Origin of the sequence: Acinetobacter sp. MB5 (assembly GCF_003261585.1) — a bacterium.
Taxonomy (GTDB): domain Bacteria; phylum Pseudomonadota; class Gammaproteobacteria; order Pseudomonadales; family Moraxellaceae; genus Acinetobacter.
The window spans coordinates 89027-105989 of record NZ_POVU01000003.1 but is presented as its reverse complement, the minus strand read 5'-3'; the positions used below and the strand labels follow the sequence as shown (position 1 = coordinate 105989).

Below are 16963 nucleotides of genomic sequence, written 5' to 3'. Positions count from 1 at the left end.
ACATCGTTGTCGGCGGTGTATGCAGTGCTATATAAAACAAGATGATCTTTTGCTCTATTCTTTCCATCTAGAGCCTGCTTTAAAAAATCGAAAATATCGAGCTTCAAAATTATTGATTCAAGAAGCCTAAAACCAAGCCACTTTAAAAATATAGGAAAACTTCGATGCATTTTCTTGAACTGATTTTATATGCCACAACGGTCATTGTGATGATCGCCATTCCTGGCCCAGTGATGTTACTGGTGGCAAGTGCGGGTCTAAAAGGCGGTTATGCTGCGGCACTCAGAACCATTTTCGGGACAAACTTTGCATCACTGATTTTGATTGCCTTATCGGTTCTGATTTTAAAAGGTTTGCTCAGCATCGAACCGTGGATTTTTTTAAGCATTAAAATCGCGGGCTGTGCATATATTGCCTATTTGGGTTATGAAATTTTAAGAGACCTCTATACAGGTCATGATGCTGCCATGCAACAACTCAAACCAGCCGATGGCGGCTTTAAAAAAGGCTTGATGGTGGGTTTGTCTAATCCGAAGGACATCATCTTTTTTTCATCCTTCTTTCCGCAATTTATTCATGTGCATGACAATATTAATATCAGCCTGCTGATTCTGATTGTGACGTGGATTATTCTGGATTTTCTGACATTATCTATTGTTTATCATGTATTTAACCTACTTTCTAAAAGTTCGATTTACCACAAAATTTTGGCAACCTGTGGTGTGTTGCTGATCAGCATTGCAATCTACGGGATTGCCACAGCAGGCATTTCGATTTAGTGCATATACAGCTTGATGATGTAATTGGTTGAAAAGTTACAAAAATTAAAATCCTTCTCAATTTTAGCTCGATAATGCACATGCATACTCAGCCTAAAATTGAACAAGGAAAGGGACGATGTCCGCACAATTTTTTCATGATTTTCCTGCAATGCAGATGGGCTGGGCGCTGGCGCTAAGCCTTGTCATTTCAGCATTGGGATTTATTCGTTCAGACTGGTTTATCAGTATTGGCTATGGGCTGTCGATTACGGGCTTGGCGATTTTATTTGAAATGATTTGGTGGGATCATCTGACCGTACTCAGTGTGATTCAATTGAGTTTATTGACTTTTTATGGGATTCGACTGGCGAGTTACCTGATTTCTCGCGAAAGTAAACCGAGTTATGCCAAAGAATTACAGGCATCCAAACAGCGAAGTCAGCATTTACAAGGCTTCTTGAAGGTCGTAATTTGGCTGACCGTTGCTACCCTATATGTAGCGATGGCAGCACCTGCGGCATGGGTGTTACATGCACATCAGCCGACGCAAGTCAGTCAGTATTTGGGTGTAACCCTTATGGCACTGGGTGTGGTGATTGAGATGCTAGCGGATTATCAAAAAACGGCGTTTAAGGCATTCAATCCTGACCAGTTTATGCAGCAAGGGCTGTATCGTTTCAGTCGTTGTCCCAATTATTTTGGGGAAATGCTGTTTTGGACAGGCAATCTGATTTGTGCACTGCAAGTCATGTCGGGCGTTGCAACGCTGCTTTTGGCACTGATTGGCTGGTTGTGTATCGAGTTGATTATGCTGGGTTCAGCACGCCGTTTGGAGTTTAAACAGGAACAACGCTATGCTGAAAATTTGGAATTTCAATCGTATGTACAGCAAGTCCCGATTCTGATTCCGTTTATTCCGCTGTATTCGTTAAAGCGTTTAAAAATTTATTTGGGTTAAGGTCTGTTGATTGGCAAGATCAAGAACCTCTTTCATGGGCATGTATTGCCTTTTGAAAGAGGTCGATTGGACTAATTAAATCACTTTTAAATCTTAAAGTTGTGCTTCTCGTAAATAGTCTTCAGTACGTTTCATTGCTGCTTGAATATTATCAATGGCTTGTTCAACATCGGCAAAGGTTTTGGCATTGCCACCACTGAGTGCCTGACGCCATTTACGTGCGCCTGGTAAATTTTGGAATAAACCTAAGATATGGCGAGTAATGATGGACAATGGCGCACCTTCAGCCATGCGCTGCTCAATATACGGCAACATCTGTTGCATAATTTCAAAACGGTCAGGCATCTCCAGATTCCACAGTTCGCCTAACTCTGCTAACAGATAAGGGTTGTGATAGGCTTCGCGACCAATCATTACACCATCGACATGTTGCAAATGCTGTTTGGTTTCAGCAGCCGTTTTGATGCCGCCATTGATTTCAATAAATAGATGTGGGCGGTCTTGTTTTAAACGATATACATCTTCGTAGCGTAAAGGTGGAACTTCACGGTTTTCTTTAGGCGATAAGCCTTTGAGGAGTGCAATACGCGCGTGCACCACAAAATGGGTACAGCCCGTTTTTGCCACGGTATCGACAAAGTTCAGCATTTCTTCATAAGACTGCATGTCGTCAATCCCGATACGGTGTTTGACATGCACAGGAATTTGCACAGCATTTTGCATAGATGCAATGCATTCAGCGACTAATTCAGGCTCTGCCATCAGACATGCCCCGATTTTATTGTTCTGTACTCGGTCACTTGGGCAGCCGACATTCAGATTGACTTCGTCATACCCCCAGTCTTGCGCCATTTTGCTACAGGTTGCTAGATCTTTAGGATCTGAACCACCCAGTTGCAGCACAATCGGGTGTTCTTGCTGGTTGAAATTCAAATGACGTGGCGCATCGCCATGAATGATTGCGCCCGTGGTCACCATCTCAGTGTAGAGCACAACATTTGGGTTAAACAGACGTGCAAAATAGCGGTAGTCTTTGGTTGTCCAATCCATCATCGGGGCGACACTGATGCGGGGAGTTATTAAGTTGCTTGAATTTTTTGAAATATCAGTCATTTAAATAACTCCAAAGACCTTGATGGGTTGAGCACTTGCACAGTGTGTCAGGCTCTAAAAAAGAGCGCGCTATATTAGCATAAAAATTAATTTGACTCATGTTGCAGATCAAATCCTGATTGAGAATATCTTTTTTTTCTGAGATAAGTTTGAATTATTTATACTAACTTATTCTTAGATATAAATGATTGTAAATAACTCTAAATCAATTGTGATTTCATGAGTTTGCTGAGAATGGGATATATAAACTTTACTTAAATCTGAAAATAGTATTGATCGAACATAAGAATGATTGGGAAACAGTTGAGATTAAATAAACAGAATGTACTGAGTAATTTTAATGAGATAAATCACAATCTGTGATTGCATTGAGTGTGTAAAAGTTGACGTACTTTAAGTACCTATATCCTAGAGTTCCCAGTCTATATGAATTTTAAAAGCATGCTTATTGTATGATTTATGAGAAAAACTCATGCAAAGAATACTTTTTCTCACTTTATATTATTTTTCAATTATGAGATTTTGTTTGCAGATAAAACATAGGCAAACGTTGATGTTCTAACTATTTGTAGGGATTGCATTAAGTGAATGAAAATGGTTTTACTGCATTATCTGAAAGATGATGCTGGATTTTAGTAGAATCAAGTATAGGAACGGACAAATTAGGAGTGTCCATGAGAATCAAGCCATTGCCACCAATGAATAGCCTGATCGTATTTGAGGCAGCTGCACGCCACCTCAGTTTTACACAAGCTGCAAATGAGTTAAATGTTACGCAAGGAGCGATTAGTCGCCAGATTCGCCAATTAGAAGAATATTTAGGTAAAGAGCTCTTTGTAAGAGCCAATCGCCATATTTTTTTAACTTCTACAGGATTACAGTATTATCAAGCGATTTATGGTGCATTATTGGATGTATCACAGGCAACAGCTGAAATTAAAAAATGGCAGGGTGAACATCAGGTCACTGTAGCAACAACCAGCGCAATGGCTGCACTTTGGTTATTGCCGAAGATAGCCGATTTTCAGCAAACAGAAGGTATTGATTTAAGGATTTTAACTACAGAAAATATCCTAGACTTGGATAAAATGGATTGTGATATTGCCTTATTTTACTGTAAAACCCCCCCCAGCGGAATGAAGGTTACTCCTCTATTTTCTGAGGAGGTTTTTCCTGTATGCAGCCCAAACTACCTTAAACAATTAAATGGCTCTCAAGATCCTCAGGAAATTTTTGGCAAGACTTTATTGTATTTGGATGAATCTCAGCAAGACTGGATGACATGGCCAAAATGGTTTGAATCAGTCGGATATCCTCTCATTAAGCCTAGGAACAAAGTGAATATCAATAATTATCCATTATTGCTTCAGGCGGCAATAAATGGTCAGGGTATCGCATTAGCTTGGAGTTCATTATTAAACGATTATCTAGAAACAGGGGCTTTGGTTCGTCCAATAGATACTGTACTTAAGACTCAGGCAAATTTCTGTATGTTAGAACCAATAGATCGGGGTGTAATTTCCTCAAGCGTAAAGCGTTTTCGCAGCTGGCTTTTGGAACAGGTTTCAAATGATATAGGACCAACTGGTTTAAGTGATGCAGTGGGTGTCGAAAGTTAATAGTCTATTTTTTTCTGAGAAGTTAAACGAAATCTAAATGGATGAAAATAAAAAAATAGGGATCTGAAAAGATCCCTATTTGTCTTTCTTATTCTTTTATGGCGAGATGATCTTTTGAAATTGTCTGAAGAGAGCTATTTTTATCTACAGGCTTATCGCTTTCGGCTTTACAGAAGTCTGGTCGAACATGCTCAGGCATCATTGCCCATGCTTGTGGTTCTTGACGTAAGCTTTTGAATAAAGAAACGGCCATGATTCCCAGTAATATTGCAATTGGAAAACCTGCAATAATGGTGGCTGTTTGAATGGCTTTAAGCCCACCAGCGATGATTAAGCCACCTCCGATTAATGGAATAATAATTCCCCAGATCAGACGGATACTAATAGACGGATCTGTTGTTCCATTCGCATCAAGAAAACATAGCACTAGGGTTCCAGAGTTGACTAAGGTAATAATGTGAATTGCCAACAATAAACATAGAAGGGAACTAAGGAAAATTTTAGTTGTTGAGCTAGAACTAATGTGGTCAAAGAAGACAAAAACAGCACGAGTCGGGTCTGCTTTGGTTGCCTCAGCAATCGACATTTTATGTGGCTCATGCTTTGCAATATCAGCTTTGGCATTACTGCTAGTATTGCTGACATGTTGTTGATTGATCACTAGTTCGTGTGCTGCATTCGCTCGAGCTTCTTTTTCGATCTTAAGTGAAGCACCACCAAATGCTGCAATCCAGATGAACGTTAGTAAAGTCGGAGCAAATAAGGTGCAGCAAATGAGCTCACGAATTGTCCGGCCTCTAGAAATACGGGCGATAAACATACCGACAAATGGTGCCCACGTCATCCACCATGGCCAATAATATGCAGTCCACCAGTTTTGCCAACCTGAATCTTTTTGAGCATCACTCCATAAGCTCATGCCCACGATATGTTGTAGATAGTCACCAACCCCTTCAAAGAAAGAATTGAAGATATAACGAGTTGCACCTAATACAATCACGACAAAAACTAGAAAGTAAGAGATGATCATATTGCCTTCAGCAATTACTTTAAAGCCTTTACTAATTGCTGACATGAGGGAAATGGTCGCCAAAGTACATAAAACTATGACCATAGCGAGCTGAATTTTTACATCAATATTAATGCCAAAAGTATGATTAAGCCCTGTGTTAAGCTCCAAAATTCCCATACTCAATGATTGAGAAACACCAAATGCAGTGATCACAATTGTTAAAATATCAACGATATTTCCAATCGGACCATAAATTCGGTTGCCAATCAGTGGATATAAAATTGAACGCATGGCAAAAGGTAAGTCTTTACGATAGCAGAAATAACCAAGAGCAACGGCTGCCATACAAAATAGTCCCCAAGGGTGTAGCCCCCAATGGAAAAATGTAATTTGCATTGCCATACTTGCGGCTTCATCGGTGAAACCTTGAGTAAAAGGATTGCTAGCATAGTGGGTAATGGGTTCTGCTACTGACCAAAATAATAGCCCAACACCCATTCCACAGGAAAACAGCATGGAGATCCAAGCAATATTGCTGTATTCAGGCTTTTCATCATCTTTTCCTAGTCGAATATGTCCATAGCGACTCATACATAAATAAACTAAAAAAACCAATAACAATGTTGCCAGTAGGAGAAGAAACCATTTTGCATTATTTAGCAAACTGGTCGAAATAAACTGGAAATATTCGCCTGCCTGTTGTTCTCTAAAAATACAAAAAGCAATAAAAACAAATAGTAGTAGTTTTGATCCTACTGAGACGGTGGGGTTAAGTCCTTTTAAGACTTGTGTTGTATTGCGCATAGCTCCTCCTTGGATACGTAGCAGTTAACAGCCTGTTAACTGATTTATGCTCATCACAAAAGAGTAGTGATGAGCATAAAGATTGCTCAACCGATTTATTCTCATCCATGGGTGAGTTTTAGTCATGCATCATTTTTTAGATATTGCAATTGCGTATGAATGAAGAGCTATAAAGAAAAATAGATGACAAAAACTCATGCATACCTAGCTAAAAAGTCGTTTGTCGGGTGTATCGATATTTAACACAATCGCAGAAGAGATAGCAGAGTATGTAAATCACTCAGCGCAGGGAGTTCTGCGTTTGTTTTAAATATATGGAGATCATCAGATGAATAGTCGAGTTAGCCAGCAATTAATTACGGTTCAGCAAGTCGATAACGTTTTAAATTCAATTACTGAATCAAATGGTATGCCAAATTTAGCATATACCAGTAGTGAATATTTTAATTTTGAACGAGACGATATTTTAAGTAAAACTTGGGTTTGTATCGGTTTTTCTTCTGACTTGCCTAAAAATAACTATGTAAAACCTGTAAATTTTATGGGTATGCCGCTAGTAATGATGCGTAATCGTGAAGGCGTCTTACAAGTGTTTCATAATGTGTGTAGCCACCGTGGAATGATTTTAGTACAAGACGAAGGCACGATTGAAGGCGTGATTCGTTGCCAGTACCATTCTTGGAGTTACGACATCAATGGTAACTTAAAAGGTACACCTCATGTTGGTGGTATTGGTCAGCATAAAGATGAACGTTTTAAATGTGAAAAACATGGCTTAAAAGCACTTCGTTCCGCAATTTGGATGGACATGGTGTTTATTAATATTTCTGGGGATGCGCCTGCATTTGAAGATCACATTGCGCCTGTTACAGAACGTTGGAAAGAATTCTTAGGTGAAAATGGTTTAGATTTAATTCGTACCAGCAAAATTGGTTCGACTTTCCAATTACCTGTAGAAAGTAACTGGAAACTTGCTGTTGAAAACTATTGTGAAGCTTACCATTTACCATGGGTACACCCTGCCTTAAATACCTATTCAAAGCTTGAAGATCACTACAACATTATGATTGAAGATCGCTTCTCAGGTCAGGGTAGTTATAAATACAATTTATCATCAACAGCTGGGACGCATTTACCTGTTTTTCCAAGCTGGCCAGAAGATAAATTACGCCAAGCAGAATATCTGTCTATTTTCCCAAATGCACTCATTGGTATTCAGGCTGACCATGCCTTTGCGATTATGTTAGACCCAGTTGCACCTGAAAAAACGATTGAAAATCTTCGTTTGTATTATGTGGGTGATGAATCATTAGACCCTAAATACGACGAATGCCGAAAAGCAACTTTAGAGTCGTGGAAAGTCGTGTTTAGTGAAGATGTATTTGCAGTTGAAACGATGCAAAAAGGACGTCATTCCCCAGGCTTTGGTGGTGGTGTTTTCTCACCAGAAATGGACTTACCAACACACTTCTTCCAGAAATGGTTAGCGACTCAAGCTAAAAAGGCGTTGGAGGCATAATATGCAACATTACCTCAATTATTTTGATGGTCAATGGCGAGATGCTTCTCGCCAATTGGCGGTTATCAATCCGGCAACAGATAAAGTGTTTGCAACAGTTGCTCAAGCAAGTATTGAAGATGCGGATGCAGCAATGGCTGCAGCGCGCCGCTGTGTAAATAGTGGTGCATTAACGGATGTTCGCCCTGCACAGCGTACAGCATGGTTACTCAAAGCAGCTGAGGCGATCCGTGAAATCACTGAAGAAGGAGCACTTATCCTTTGCCGTGAAAATGGTAAAAATCTACAGACTGCCCGTGAAGAATTTGATGAGGCTGCACGCTATTTTGAATATTACGCAGGGATGGCCGATAAAATTGAAGGGATTTCAGTCCCTTTAGGCAAGGACTATATTGATTTTACCCAATACATTCCAATGGGTATTTCGGTTCAGATCGTGCCTTGGAACTTTCCTGTATCAATTTGTGCTCGCTCACTTGCGCCAGCTTTGGCAGCAGGGAATGCGGTTGTAATCAAGTCACCAGAAGTTTCACCTTTAGGGATGGTTTTATTAATTAAAGCCATTGAGAAAGCTGGATTCCCTCAAGGCGCAGTGAATTTACTTTGCGGTAAGGGTTCTGAAGTTGGTACCCATTTGGTGACGCATCAGGAAACCAACCAAATCGTGTTCACAGGTTCTGTACCAACAGGGCAACGTATTTTAAAAGATGCCGCAGCACGTGCCACTCCATCTGTTATGGAACTTGGTGGCAAATCAGCCGCTATTGCATTTGCCGATGTCAATCTTGAGCAATTATTGCGGAGTGTAAAAGTTGGTATTTTTTATAACTCTGGCCAAGTCTGTTCCGCAATGTCTCGATTATTGGTACAGCGTAGCCGTTATGAAGAAGTAAAAGCTGCGGTAGTAAGCCTAGCTGAGAGTCTGACTATTGGTATTGGTGAATCCAATGCTGAGTTGACGCCAGTTGTTTCTAAAGATCAACAGCAACAAATCCTCACGATGATTGAAAAAGCTCGTCAAGAGGGTGCAAACATCTTAACGGGTGGGAAAGCTGCTGATTTGGATGGCTACTTTGTATTACCAACCATTATTGAAGCCACGGCAAATATGTCAATTGCACAAGAAGAAGTCTTTGGCCCTGTCCAAGTCATTATTCCGTTTGAGGATGAAGATGAAGCAGTTGCCATTGCCAATGGTACAGACTTTGGTCTGGTGGCTGGTGTATTTGGTGAAAATCTAAATCAGACACTTCGAGTGGCAAATCGACTGATCGCTGGTCAGGTCTTTATTAACGAATGGTTTGCTGGCGGTATTGAGACACCATTTGGTGGTGTGGGTTTATCTGGTTTTGGTCGTGAAAAAGGGCAGGAAGCCATCTACAGTTATGTGCAAACGCGCAATATTGGTATTCGTTTGCAACATCACGCGTAAATAAGTACGAGAAAAGGGAATAGACACGATGAGAAAGTGGTTATGTATTGTCTGTGGCTGGATTTATGATGAAGCAAAAGGCTGGCCTGATGATGGAATTGCACCAGGTACCAAATGGGAAGATGTCCCTGAAGATTGGTTATGCCCTGATTGTCAAGTGGGTAAAGCAGATTTTGAAATGCTTGACATTACCGATGTTGATCTTGAGGAGCAACCACAAATTGTAGTCGCTCCGGTTATTGAACCGATTGTCATTATTGGTAGTGGACATGCAGGTTATCAACTGGCTTCAACTTTACGTGCCCAATCTCCCGATTTGTCTATTACCGTATTTACAGCTGACGATGGTGCTCTTTACAGTAAACCTGCTTTATCAAATGCTTTTGCATTGGGTAAAGATGGAGAGAGTTTAGTCCGTGAGTCGGCACTCAGTTGGGAACAACGCCTAAATATACGCGTCTATCCGCATACTAAAGTGACTCATATCGACCGCGTTAACAAAAAAATTCAGACCACAATTGGTGAATATCCTTACGGCCGTTTGGTTCTAGCTACAGGCGCAACACCTATCGTGATTCCTGTTGAAGGTCAAGATGCAGCGACCTTAAGTGTTAATGACTTAGACGATTATCGTCGTTTCCGTCAGCAATTGAGTGGAAAACAGCATGTCACGATCTTAGGAGATGGACTCATTGGTTGTGAATTTGCCAATGATCTTGCTGCACATGGTATTCAGGTTACTGTTGTTGGTTTAGGTCAATCAGCAATGGGGCGTCTAATTCCAAAGGAATTAGGTCATGCGTTACAAAATGCACTTAGCCAGATAGGGGTTGAATGGAAATTACAAAATAGTATTCATTCAATTCAGGCCGTGCATGATCGATATCAAGTTCAGTTACAAGATGGGCAACTTCTAGAGACGGACTTAATTCTTAGTGCTGTAGGTTTGCGTCCAAATATTGCTTTAGCACAAGCAGCAGGTCTTGAAACAGGACGGGGTATTCGTACCAATCTTGATCATTGTAGTAGTGATGCTTCGATTTTTGCTTTAGGTGACTGTGCAGAAGTTGAAGGTCAATGGGCACCTTATATCAATCCAATTAATCAAGCGCTTCCTGCATTAGTAAATAGCCTTTTAGGACAACCTACAGATGCAACACTCAAAGCCACACCAGTCATAGTCAAAACACCAATCTTACCATTATCGGTTTTACCAGCAACGGGTATGGGTGAATGGCGTGTGGAACAACAAGATGGTGAATGGGCAGCAGGCTTTTATGATGAAACGGGTCATTTAACAGGTTTTGCTTTACTTGGTCATAAGTTACAGCAGCAGCGTAGTCAATGGGTTGGAAAATTGAATACATGTCCATCCACAGTTTAAGGGAATAACAAAATGATTGCTTTACCGAATGATGATCATACTTGTGGTTGGTATGCAGCATTGCCACCAGCAGCGCCAGCTAAAAAGCTTACTGGTTCACAAAAAGCTGATTATGCAATTATTGGAGCGGGTTTTGCAGGTTTAGCAGCAGCGCGCAGATTAGCAGAGCTAAAACCGAATGCTCGTATTATTTTAATTGATGCCCAACGTGTTGCAGAAGGTGCTTCTGGTCGTAACTCGGGTTTTGTGATTGATCTACCGCATAAATTTGCATTAGGGCACCCAGATCCAGCACATAAGCAAAAATTATTAAAGTTAAACCGTTCGGCAATTGCACAATTGGAAGGTTTAGTTAAAAAACACAATATTCAGTGCCAATGGTCTGCAGCTGGGAAATATCAAGGAGCGATTGGTGAGAGAGGTGAGGCACATCTCAATCATTTTGAGCACTTGATGAAAGATTTGGGCGAACCTTATCACTGGGTAGAAAAAGAGCAACTCAAGAAAGTATTGGGTACAGATTATTATAGCCGAGCTATTTTTACGCCTAGCTCTTATTTAATGCAGCCAGCAGCTCTGGTACGAGGCATGGGAGATCATCTACCTCAAAATGTTGAGCTATTGGAGCAGTCTCCAGTTCGCAGTTTGAGAAAAGATAATGGTCAATGGATTCTCCAAGGGGACAATGGTGCTATCACTACACCTAAAGTGCTATTAGCGACGAGTATCTTTACGAAAGAATTTGGGTATTTAAAGAATCGTCTCTTACCTGTTATGACGTTTGCTAGTTGGACTCGTCCATTAACTGATGAAGAAATGAAGCGTTATCACGGTAAATTGGATTGGGGACTTACCCCAGCTGATCATGCAGGTACAACCTTACGTATGACAGCAGATCGTCGTATCTTGATTCGAAATACTTATAAACATGTACCAAAGTATGGCGCAAATGTGAGTGATGAAACCCGACGCTGGATTCAAGAAGATCATCGCAAAGCATATTTAGCACGCTATCCAGGCTTGGCTGATGTTCCATTTACCCATACTTGGGGTGGAGTTTATGCAATTTCACGCAACTTCACTAATTTCTTCGGTCAGTTAGAAGATGGGGTTTTTGCCAGCGCTTGTGATAATGGGGTTGGTGCTGCATGGGGAACCATTTCGGGGACTTTATTGGCTGACTTAGCTGTTGGTTCAGATTCTCAAGCCTTAAATGATATTCAGTATGTAACAGGTATGCCGAGTTTAAATCCACCAGAACCATTTTTGGGAATGGGGGTGAAAACGCGTATTGCATTTGAAAAATGGCGCAGTCGCAGTGAATTGTAATTAGGAAAAGTCATGAAAGAAGTGAAGTTAGTTGACAGTGCCCATCTCAATTTTAATTTGCGTGGTGAAACTCCAAATGGTACAGCCTACGTAGCAAGAGCATTAGGTGCTGACGTGTCGCCCAATATGGGAATTGGTTTTGCACGTTGGGAAGGAGCAGAAGTGACTTGGAAAGTGCTCTATGACGAAGTCATTTTTGTGATCGAAGGCTGCTTTGAATTGACAGCAAATGGTCAAAAGTATGAAGTCCGTCCAGGACAAATGCTTTGGATTCCAGAAGGAACCGAGCTTGTTTATGGTGGGCATGCATTATTTGGCTATGTTGTGCATCCAGGTAACTGGAAAGAACTGCATGGTCTTGCCTAAGCCAACATATTCTTAAATCAAAGCGATTCATTCTTCTTTTTCTATTTAGGTTCTTAATGATCCTAAATAGATTCCAAAATAATTTTCAGGACACGATATTCAAGAATCAACAAGTGACCTGAAAGTTGAAATAAAAAGGATTAATTTTTTTAAAAGTTTCATTTAAAAAAGGACATGTAACTAAATGAATCGAGTTTTTCTTAAAGCTGGTATAGGTCTATTAACAGCTGGTATTGGCTTACCAACATTTGCAGGGATAACTGTAGGTAATCCAGACAGTGATTTAGGTGCTTTGACTGTTTCAGGTACTGTACGTGCCAGTTATCAGGATAAACAGTATGGAACATCGGCATCAGATCAAAAAGTACAATTTGATGCAGGTATTTTAAAACTAGATTACCAATCAAAGAATTTATTTGGACATGCTGAGTACCGTTGTTATCAATATAGCAAATTATGTGACTTCTCAACCTTGGTTGATGGTTATATGGGGTATAAACTGAATCAAACTGACAATATCACTGTAGGTTTACAGCCTATACCATTTGGGCCAGGACAATATTGGGACAGCAGTTTTTATGCAGGTATTAACAATACAATTGGTTTGCAAGATGCGCATGATTTAGGGGTGAAATATCATTTTGAAATGCCTTCAGCAACCAAGTTCGACTTGGTATATTTTTTAACGGATGGTGGCAACTATCATGGTTCAAGCCAAGATTCAGCACGCTATACTGCGAATTTAGTGAATTCGTCTGAGACGAATTTACAAGAAAAAAATATGTGGATGGCTCGTGTTAGTCAAGATATTCATCCATTAGATAATGATGATTTAAAACTGACTGTAGGTGGAAGTTACTGGCATTCAGATATTAAAAATAAAAATACCGCCCAAAATGGATCACGCAACGCTTGGGCACTTTTTAATACAATTCAGTATAAAAATTTAGGTATTTCTCTAACAGGCGGAAAAACGTCGATCAACAATAAAGATCAGCTAGATCCAACGCTATCAACTTTTGGTTCATTTGATACAGAATACGAAATTGCTAACAAAGGTTATTTTTATTCGGTAGATTTAAACTATACATTTAACAATGTACACAACTTACTGAATATTACACCATATGTTGTTTTTAGTGGTTTTGACAAGAAAGACAAAAGTTTTTCTAATTCAGAACGTAATATCGTTGGTGTTGCTTGGAATCACAAAAACATCTCTTTATACACCGAATACGTAATGAGTAAGAATGATCCATTTGTGGGTGGAACGCTAAGCTCACTAGCACAAGGTGATGATGGAAAGTGGAATAAATTGTTAAATATCATGTTTATTTATAATTTCTAAAACTTAACAAGTCTTTTTTGAAAGAATACCTATTTAAGGTGTTAATTTATTCAGGAAGCTAATGGCTTCCTGATTATTTATTTCTAAATATTAATCATGCAATCCAATATTTAAATATTATATCATTAGATTAATTTTTATATTTTATGAAGTCTGTTTTTAAAAAATATTATTTTATTAGAGGTAAATTATTGGTTTATCGAAAAATGACTATTTTACTTCTTGATAGTCATTTTTTAAACCTCGTGTAAATTATCTAGTTTATATCAATTATGAAGCTAACTTAAGTTCTTTGATACTATGATTTTTACGAATAGAAAGCCAGCAAATTAATGATCCAAAAGTAACAGTTAAAGCTCCATACCAAAAATTAGATGATAAACTAGAATGCAAAACTATAGTTGAAAATCCTGATGAAAGAATGGGTGAAAAATAAGATAACATAATTAATACTGGCATGTTGCCTTTAATAATTCCTGTATTCCATGCTAAATATCCCATAGCAAAGAAAACTGCATTTATACCAATAACAGTATAACTCATAAAGCTTTCTACTGTGGGGAGATGGAAACCTTGAGTTGATAAGGTTAAAATCCATAATGCAATAGCGGTTAAGATAAAATACAAAGAAATAGCATTAGTTCCATTACTGTGTTTTTTTGTATAAATACAATATATCGCCCAAAGTATAGAGGCAATAAAAATAAGAACATAACTGACTGGACTTTTATGGAAATTATCTACAAAATTTAAATTTTTATGATAATTAATTAAAACAATTCCGCTAAAACTAACCAATATGCCGATAATAGTCAAAAAATTAACTTTTTCTTCTTTTAGAAATGTCATCATTAAAATAATTAAAGTTGGCCATATACTAAAAATTATATTCATCTCAATAGATTTTTCAGAAGAGTTTGATAAAGTAATTGAAAATGCAAAGCATAACTCAAAAATAACAAAGAGTAGGCTAGATATAAATAAAAATTTCTTAGAGATTTTTTTGAAATCAGGTAGCCCGTAAGATAAATATAGAATTATAGCACTTAATGTATAGACATAAGTGACTGTAAAAATAGGACCAAATTTTTGTGTTGAAATCCGAAGTAAAGCTACTAGTGTAGACCAAAGTAATAAAGCAGATATACCCACTAATGTTGCAAATTGGCGGTTCATACGGTTTGTCTGGCTAAAGAATAAATAATAATTTTTCCTTTGAGGATTTAATAGTTTGATTCAGGCGATAAAAAATCATGAACTTATGATTTTTTATCATGAATAAAATATTTGGATTAAAAAAATATAATGTGCTAATTGTAAGAGTATTTAGATAATTTTTTATTGATTGGCCGAATATTTAATCATTAGATTGACTTAGTATAGAGTGTATTGAAGAAAGGAAACTTTTGTCATTTTGTTGGTTAAGAGGTTCTAAATGGTCTGGTAAAGGGGACGTACCATACAATTGTCTAAGACAGTTTAAACTGGATATTGTAAGGTTATTAGTGGCTCAATAAAGTGAAGATTGCAAAAAAATGACCACATCATTGTGGTCATTTCAAGCCGATTTGGATCAGATCAAAGATCATCTTTATGATCGGGTGGCGTTGAGTCAGTCTCTTTTTCAAGAGATGGATTTGAATGACAAGACTTGTCGGCATGCTGTTTGGCTTTATCCAGCAAATCGGTAAGCAAGCGCTCTGCGGGTTGGCGACCACCTAAACCAAAGGCCAAAGCAAAGGCAACAGCGACTGAACCTAAGGTTAAACCAAAGGCCAAATTCACAATTGAGTCGGCGATGCCCATGGCACGTAAACCCATTGCGATCACCAAGCCTAAAATCAGGACACGAACCAAACTGCCTAACCAGCGAGAGCAATTATATTCTCCGCGTTGAAGGGCATTGGCAACCAGATTGGCGAGCCAGAAACCGATCACCAGAATGACAGCACCCAATAAAATGTTACTTCCAAAATGGATAAACATGGCAATCAGGCCGCTGACTTGCTCGAAGCCCAAACGGTTAGCAGCTTCAGAAATTGCAAATAGCATGGTGAAAAATACGATCAGAACACCCACCGCATTTGAAATTTTAGTTGCCCCTAAAAAGCGTTGCAGATCGAGCTTGGTAGGAATCTCATCGACACCTGTTCCAGCAACGACTTCAGTGACCATTCGTGCGACAAAACGCGAAACCACATAAGCGATCACCAGAATCAATCCTGCCGCAATAATCTGTGGAATGGCATTCATAATTTCAGACAGCATGGCTGTCGCTGGGCGTGAAATCGCTTCAATACCCAAAGCTTCAAAAGCAATGATCAGTGCAGTAATAATGATCAGCGTGAAGACGAAAGAGCCAAGTAGGTGGGGCAGATTCCCTGTCTTAAATAGCCCAATCTTTTGTACCTGAGATTGAACATCTAAACTGCGTAGCAAGCCTTCGACAATGCCACGCACGATGTTTGCCAAAATATAACCGACAAAGACGATCACCCCTGCAATAAACAGATTTGGCAGGAACAAGACGACTTCATTCACCATATTTTGCACAGGTAGCAGTAAACCAGTCAGACCAAGAATGGACAGTACGATGGGCAGAAACAGCAATAAAATTAGCCAGTAGACAATATCTGCAATATTTTTGCTGATTGGTCGAACGCCAACTTCTGCACTGAGTTTTTCATCGAGTTGAGTACGGTTTAAAATTCGTTGTAATCCGATTTGAATGAGTTTGGCCACGAGCCATGCAATGAACCCGACAGCAATTGCAGCCAGTAGACTCGGAATAAATGCCAAGACTTGAGCCAACATGTTGCTAAATGGCCCACTCACACTGTTGAGATTCAGCACATTCAACGCTGCAATCACAGCAATAATCATGATGAACCAAAACACGATTTTGGAAACGATTTTTTCAATGTTTGGAAAGCAGTTGCTTTCAGTAGTTGTGACAGAGGAAAGTCGATGATTAGTATCGAGTTTTTGCAGAAGTTTTTTAACACCTGCGGCGATCATGAGTGCAATGATCCAGCCAAGAACGAGAATCACCACTGCCGATAAAATGGGTTGAAACTGGTACCAGTAATACATGGCATCGGTATGCGGTCCCTGAGGACTTCCAGTTAAAAAATTATTCATGTGATTTAGCCCTCTTGAATTATGATGTATTCCTTTTTTTTACCTATATCTGTTTTGCTTTTTTGTGAGATGTTACATGTTCAATTCAACCTTAGAATTTGAATGTTTTTTAATCAATGCTTAGGGCAAAAAACAAACAAAAGCACTGTGAAATGGATACAAAAGCCAAGATCGTAA

Annotated in this window: 13 protein-coding genes and 1 pseudogene; 10 read left to right on the top strand and 4 right to left on the bottom strand. The window is 39.2% G+C overall.

The features are described from left to right. Positions 1 to 164 precede the first annotated feature (164 nt). Both C1A47_RS05620 and C1A47_RS05615 read left to right on the top strand, forming a co-directional pair. Positions 165 to 779, top strand: coding sequence for a LysE family translocator (locus tag C1A47_RS05620; protein ID WP_111893269.1), 615 nt, complete (start codon positions 165 to 167; stop codon positions 777 to 779). A 118-nt stretch (positions 780 to 897) separates the two neighbouring features. Beyond that, positions 898 to 1719, top strand: coding sequence for a DUF1295 domain-containing protein (locus C1A47_RS05615; protein WP_111893267.1), 822 nt, complete (start codon positions 898 to 900; stop codon positions 1717 to 1719). 93 nt (positions 1720 to 1812) lie between these two features. On the opposite strand, the gene dusA is transcribed toward C1A47_RS05615, so the two are convergent. Beyond that, positions 1813 to 2832, bottom strand: coding sequence for a tRNA dihydrouridine(20/20a) synthase DusA (gene dusA / locus C1A47_RS05610; protein WP_111893265.1), 1020 nt, complete (start codon positions 2830 to 2832; stop codon positions 1813 to 1815). Positions 2833 to 3506: 674 nt separating this feature from the next. On the opposite strand from dusA, the gene C1A47_RS05605 reads away from it, so the two are divergent. Next, on the top strand, positions 3507 to 4451 hold the full coding sequence (locus C1A47_RS05605; RefSeq protein ID WP_111893263.1) for a LysR substrate-binding domain-containing protein: 945 nt from the start codon (positions 3507 to 3509) through the stop codon (positions 4449 to 4451). Positions 4452 to 4539: 88 nt separating this feature from the next. Here the strand turns inward: C1A47_RS05605 and C1A47_RS05600 are convergent, their stop codons facing one another. Next, on the bottom strand, positions 4540 to 6267 hold the full coding sequence (locus C1A47_RS05600; RefSeq protein WP_111893261.1) for a BCCT family transporter: 1728 nt from the start codon (positions 6265 to 6267) through the stop codon (positions 4540 to 4542). Positions 6268 to 6595: 328 nt separating this feature from the next. Between C1A47_RS05600 and C1A47_RS05595 the strand changes: the two genes are divergently transcribed. The 7 genes and pseudogenes from C1A47_RS05595 (at position 6596) to C1A47_RS05570 (ending at position 13645) form a co-directional block, all read left to right on the top strand. After that, entirely contained in the window at positions 6596 to 7786 is a 1191-nt protein-coding gene (locus C1A47_RS05595; protein ID WP_111893259.1) for an aromatic ring-hydroxylating oxygenase subunit alpha, read from the top strand. 1 nt (position 7787) lies between these two features. After that, positions 7788 to 9218, top strand: a complete 1431-nt coding sequence (locus C1A47_RS05590) for an aldehyde dehydrogenase family protein (protein ID WP_111893257.1) — start codon at positions 7788 to 7790, stop codon at positions 9216 to 9218. 28 nt (positions 9219 to 9246) lie between these two features. Beyond that, a pseudogene (locus C1A47_RS17840) lies at positions 9247 to 9408 on the top strand (rubredoxin); the annotation flags it as partial. Next, positions 9397 to 10602 (top strand): FAD-dependent oxidoreductase, encoded by a 1206-nt coding sequence (locus C1A47_RS05585; RefSeq protein WP_227539739.1) that lies wholly within the window; start codon positions 9397 to 9399, stop codon positions 10600 to 10602. The pseudogene C1A47_RS17840 and the gene C1A47_RS05585, both read left to right, overlap by 12 nt. 12 nt (positions 10603 to 10614) lie before the next feature. Continuing rightward, entirely contained in the window at positions 10615 to 11931 is a 1317-nt protein-coding gene (locus C1A47_RS05580) for an NAD(P)/FAD-dependent oxidoreductase (RefSeq protein WP_111893253.1), read from the top strand. A gap of 12 nt (positions 11932 to 11943) precedes the next feature. Continuing rightward, on the top strand, positions 11944 to 12297 hold the full coding sequence (locus tag C1A47_RS05575) for a cupin domain-containing protein (protein WP_111893251.1): 354 nt from the start codon (positions 11944 to 11946) through the stop codon (positions 12295 to 12297). A 184-nt stretch (positions 12298 to 12481) separates the two neighbouring features. Further along, positions 12482 to 13645: a hypothetical protein gene (locus C1A47_RS05570; RefSeq protein ID WP_111893249.1), complete on the top strand. Its 1164-nt coding sequence runs from the start codon at positions 12482 to 12484 to the stop codon at positions 13643 to 13645. A gap of 270 nt (positions 13646 to 13915) precedes the next feature. Here the strand turns inward: C1A47_RS05570 and yddG are convergent, their stop codons facing one another. Continuing rightward, positions 13916 to 14821, bottom strand: coding sequence for an aromatic amino acid DMT transporter YddG (gene yddG, locus C1A47_RS05565; RefSeq protein WP_111893247.1), 906 nt, complete (start codon positions 14819 to 14821; stop codon positions 13916 to 13918). 402 nt (positions 14822 to 15223) lie between these two features. Then, complete coding sequence (locus tag C1A47_RS05560; protein WP_111893245.1) at positions 15224 to 16786, bottom strand: mechanosensitive ion channel; 1563 nt, start codon at positions 16784 to 16786, stop codon at positions 15224 to 15226. Positions 16787 to 16963: the final 177 nt, after the last annotated feature.

Bases quoted from the DNA above. Each gene is read 5' to 3' on its own strand.
- C1A47_RS05620 (WP_111893269.1), top strand. From the start codon at position 165: ATGCATTTTCTTGAACTGATTTTATATGCCACAACGGTCATTGTGATG.
- C1A47_RS05615 (WP_111893267.1), top strand. From the start codon at position 898: ATGTCCGCACAATTTTTTCATGATTTTCCTGCAATGCAGATGGGCTGG.
- dusA (WP_111893265.1), bottom strand. From the start codon at position 2,832: ATGACTGATATTTCAAAAAATTCAAGCAACTTAATAACTCCCCGCATC.
- C1A47_RS05605 (WP_111893263.1), top strand. From the start codon at position 3,507: ATGAGAATCAAGCCATTGCCACCAATGAATAGCCTGATCGTATTTGAG.
- C1A47_RS05600 (WP_111893261.1), bottom strand. From the start codon at position 6,267: ATGCGCAATACAACACAAGTCTTAAAAGGACTTAACCCCACCGTCTCA.
- C1A47_RS05595 (WP_111893259.1), top strand. From the start codon at position 6,596: ATGAATAGTCGAGTTAGCCAGCAATTAATTACGGTTCAGCAAGTCGAT.
- C1A47_RS05590 (WP_111893257.1), top strand. From the start codon at position 7,788: ATGCAACATTACCTCAATTATTTTGATGGTCAATGGCGAGATGCTTCT.
- C1A47_RS05585 (WP_227539739.1), top strand. From the start codon at position 9,397: ATGCTTGACATTACCGATGTTGATCTTGAGGAGCAACCACAAATTGTA.
- C1A47_RS05580 (WP_111893253.1), top strand. From the start codon at position 10,615: ATGATTGCTTTACCGAATGATGATCATACTTGTGGTTGGTATGCAGCA.
- C1A47_RS05575 (WP_111893251.1), top strand. From the start codon at position 11,944: ATGAAAGAAGTGAAGTTAGTTGACAGTGCCCATCTCAATTTTAATTTG.
- C1A47_RS05570 (WP_111893249.1), top strand. From the start codon at position 12,482: ATGAATCGAGTTTTTCTTAAAGCTGGTATAGGTCTATTAACAGCTGGT.
- yddG (WP_111893247.1), bottom strand. From the start codon at position 14,821: ATGAACCGCCAATTTGCAACATTAGTGGGTATATCTGCTTTATTACTT.
- C1A47_RS05560 (WP_111893245.1), bottom strand. From the start codon at position 16,786: ATGAATAATTTTTTAACTGGAAGTCCTCAGGGACCGCATACCGATGCC.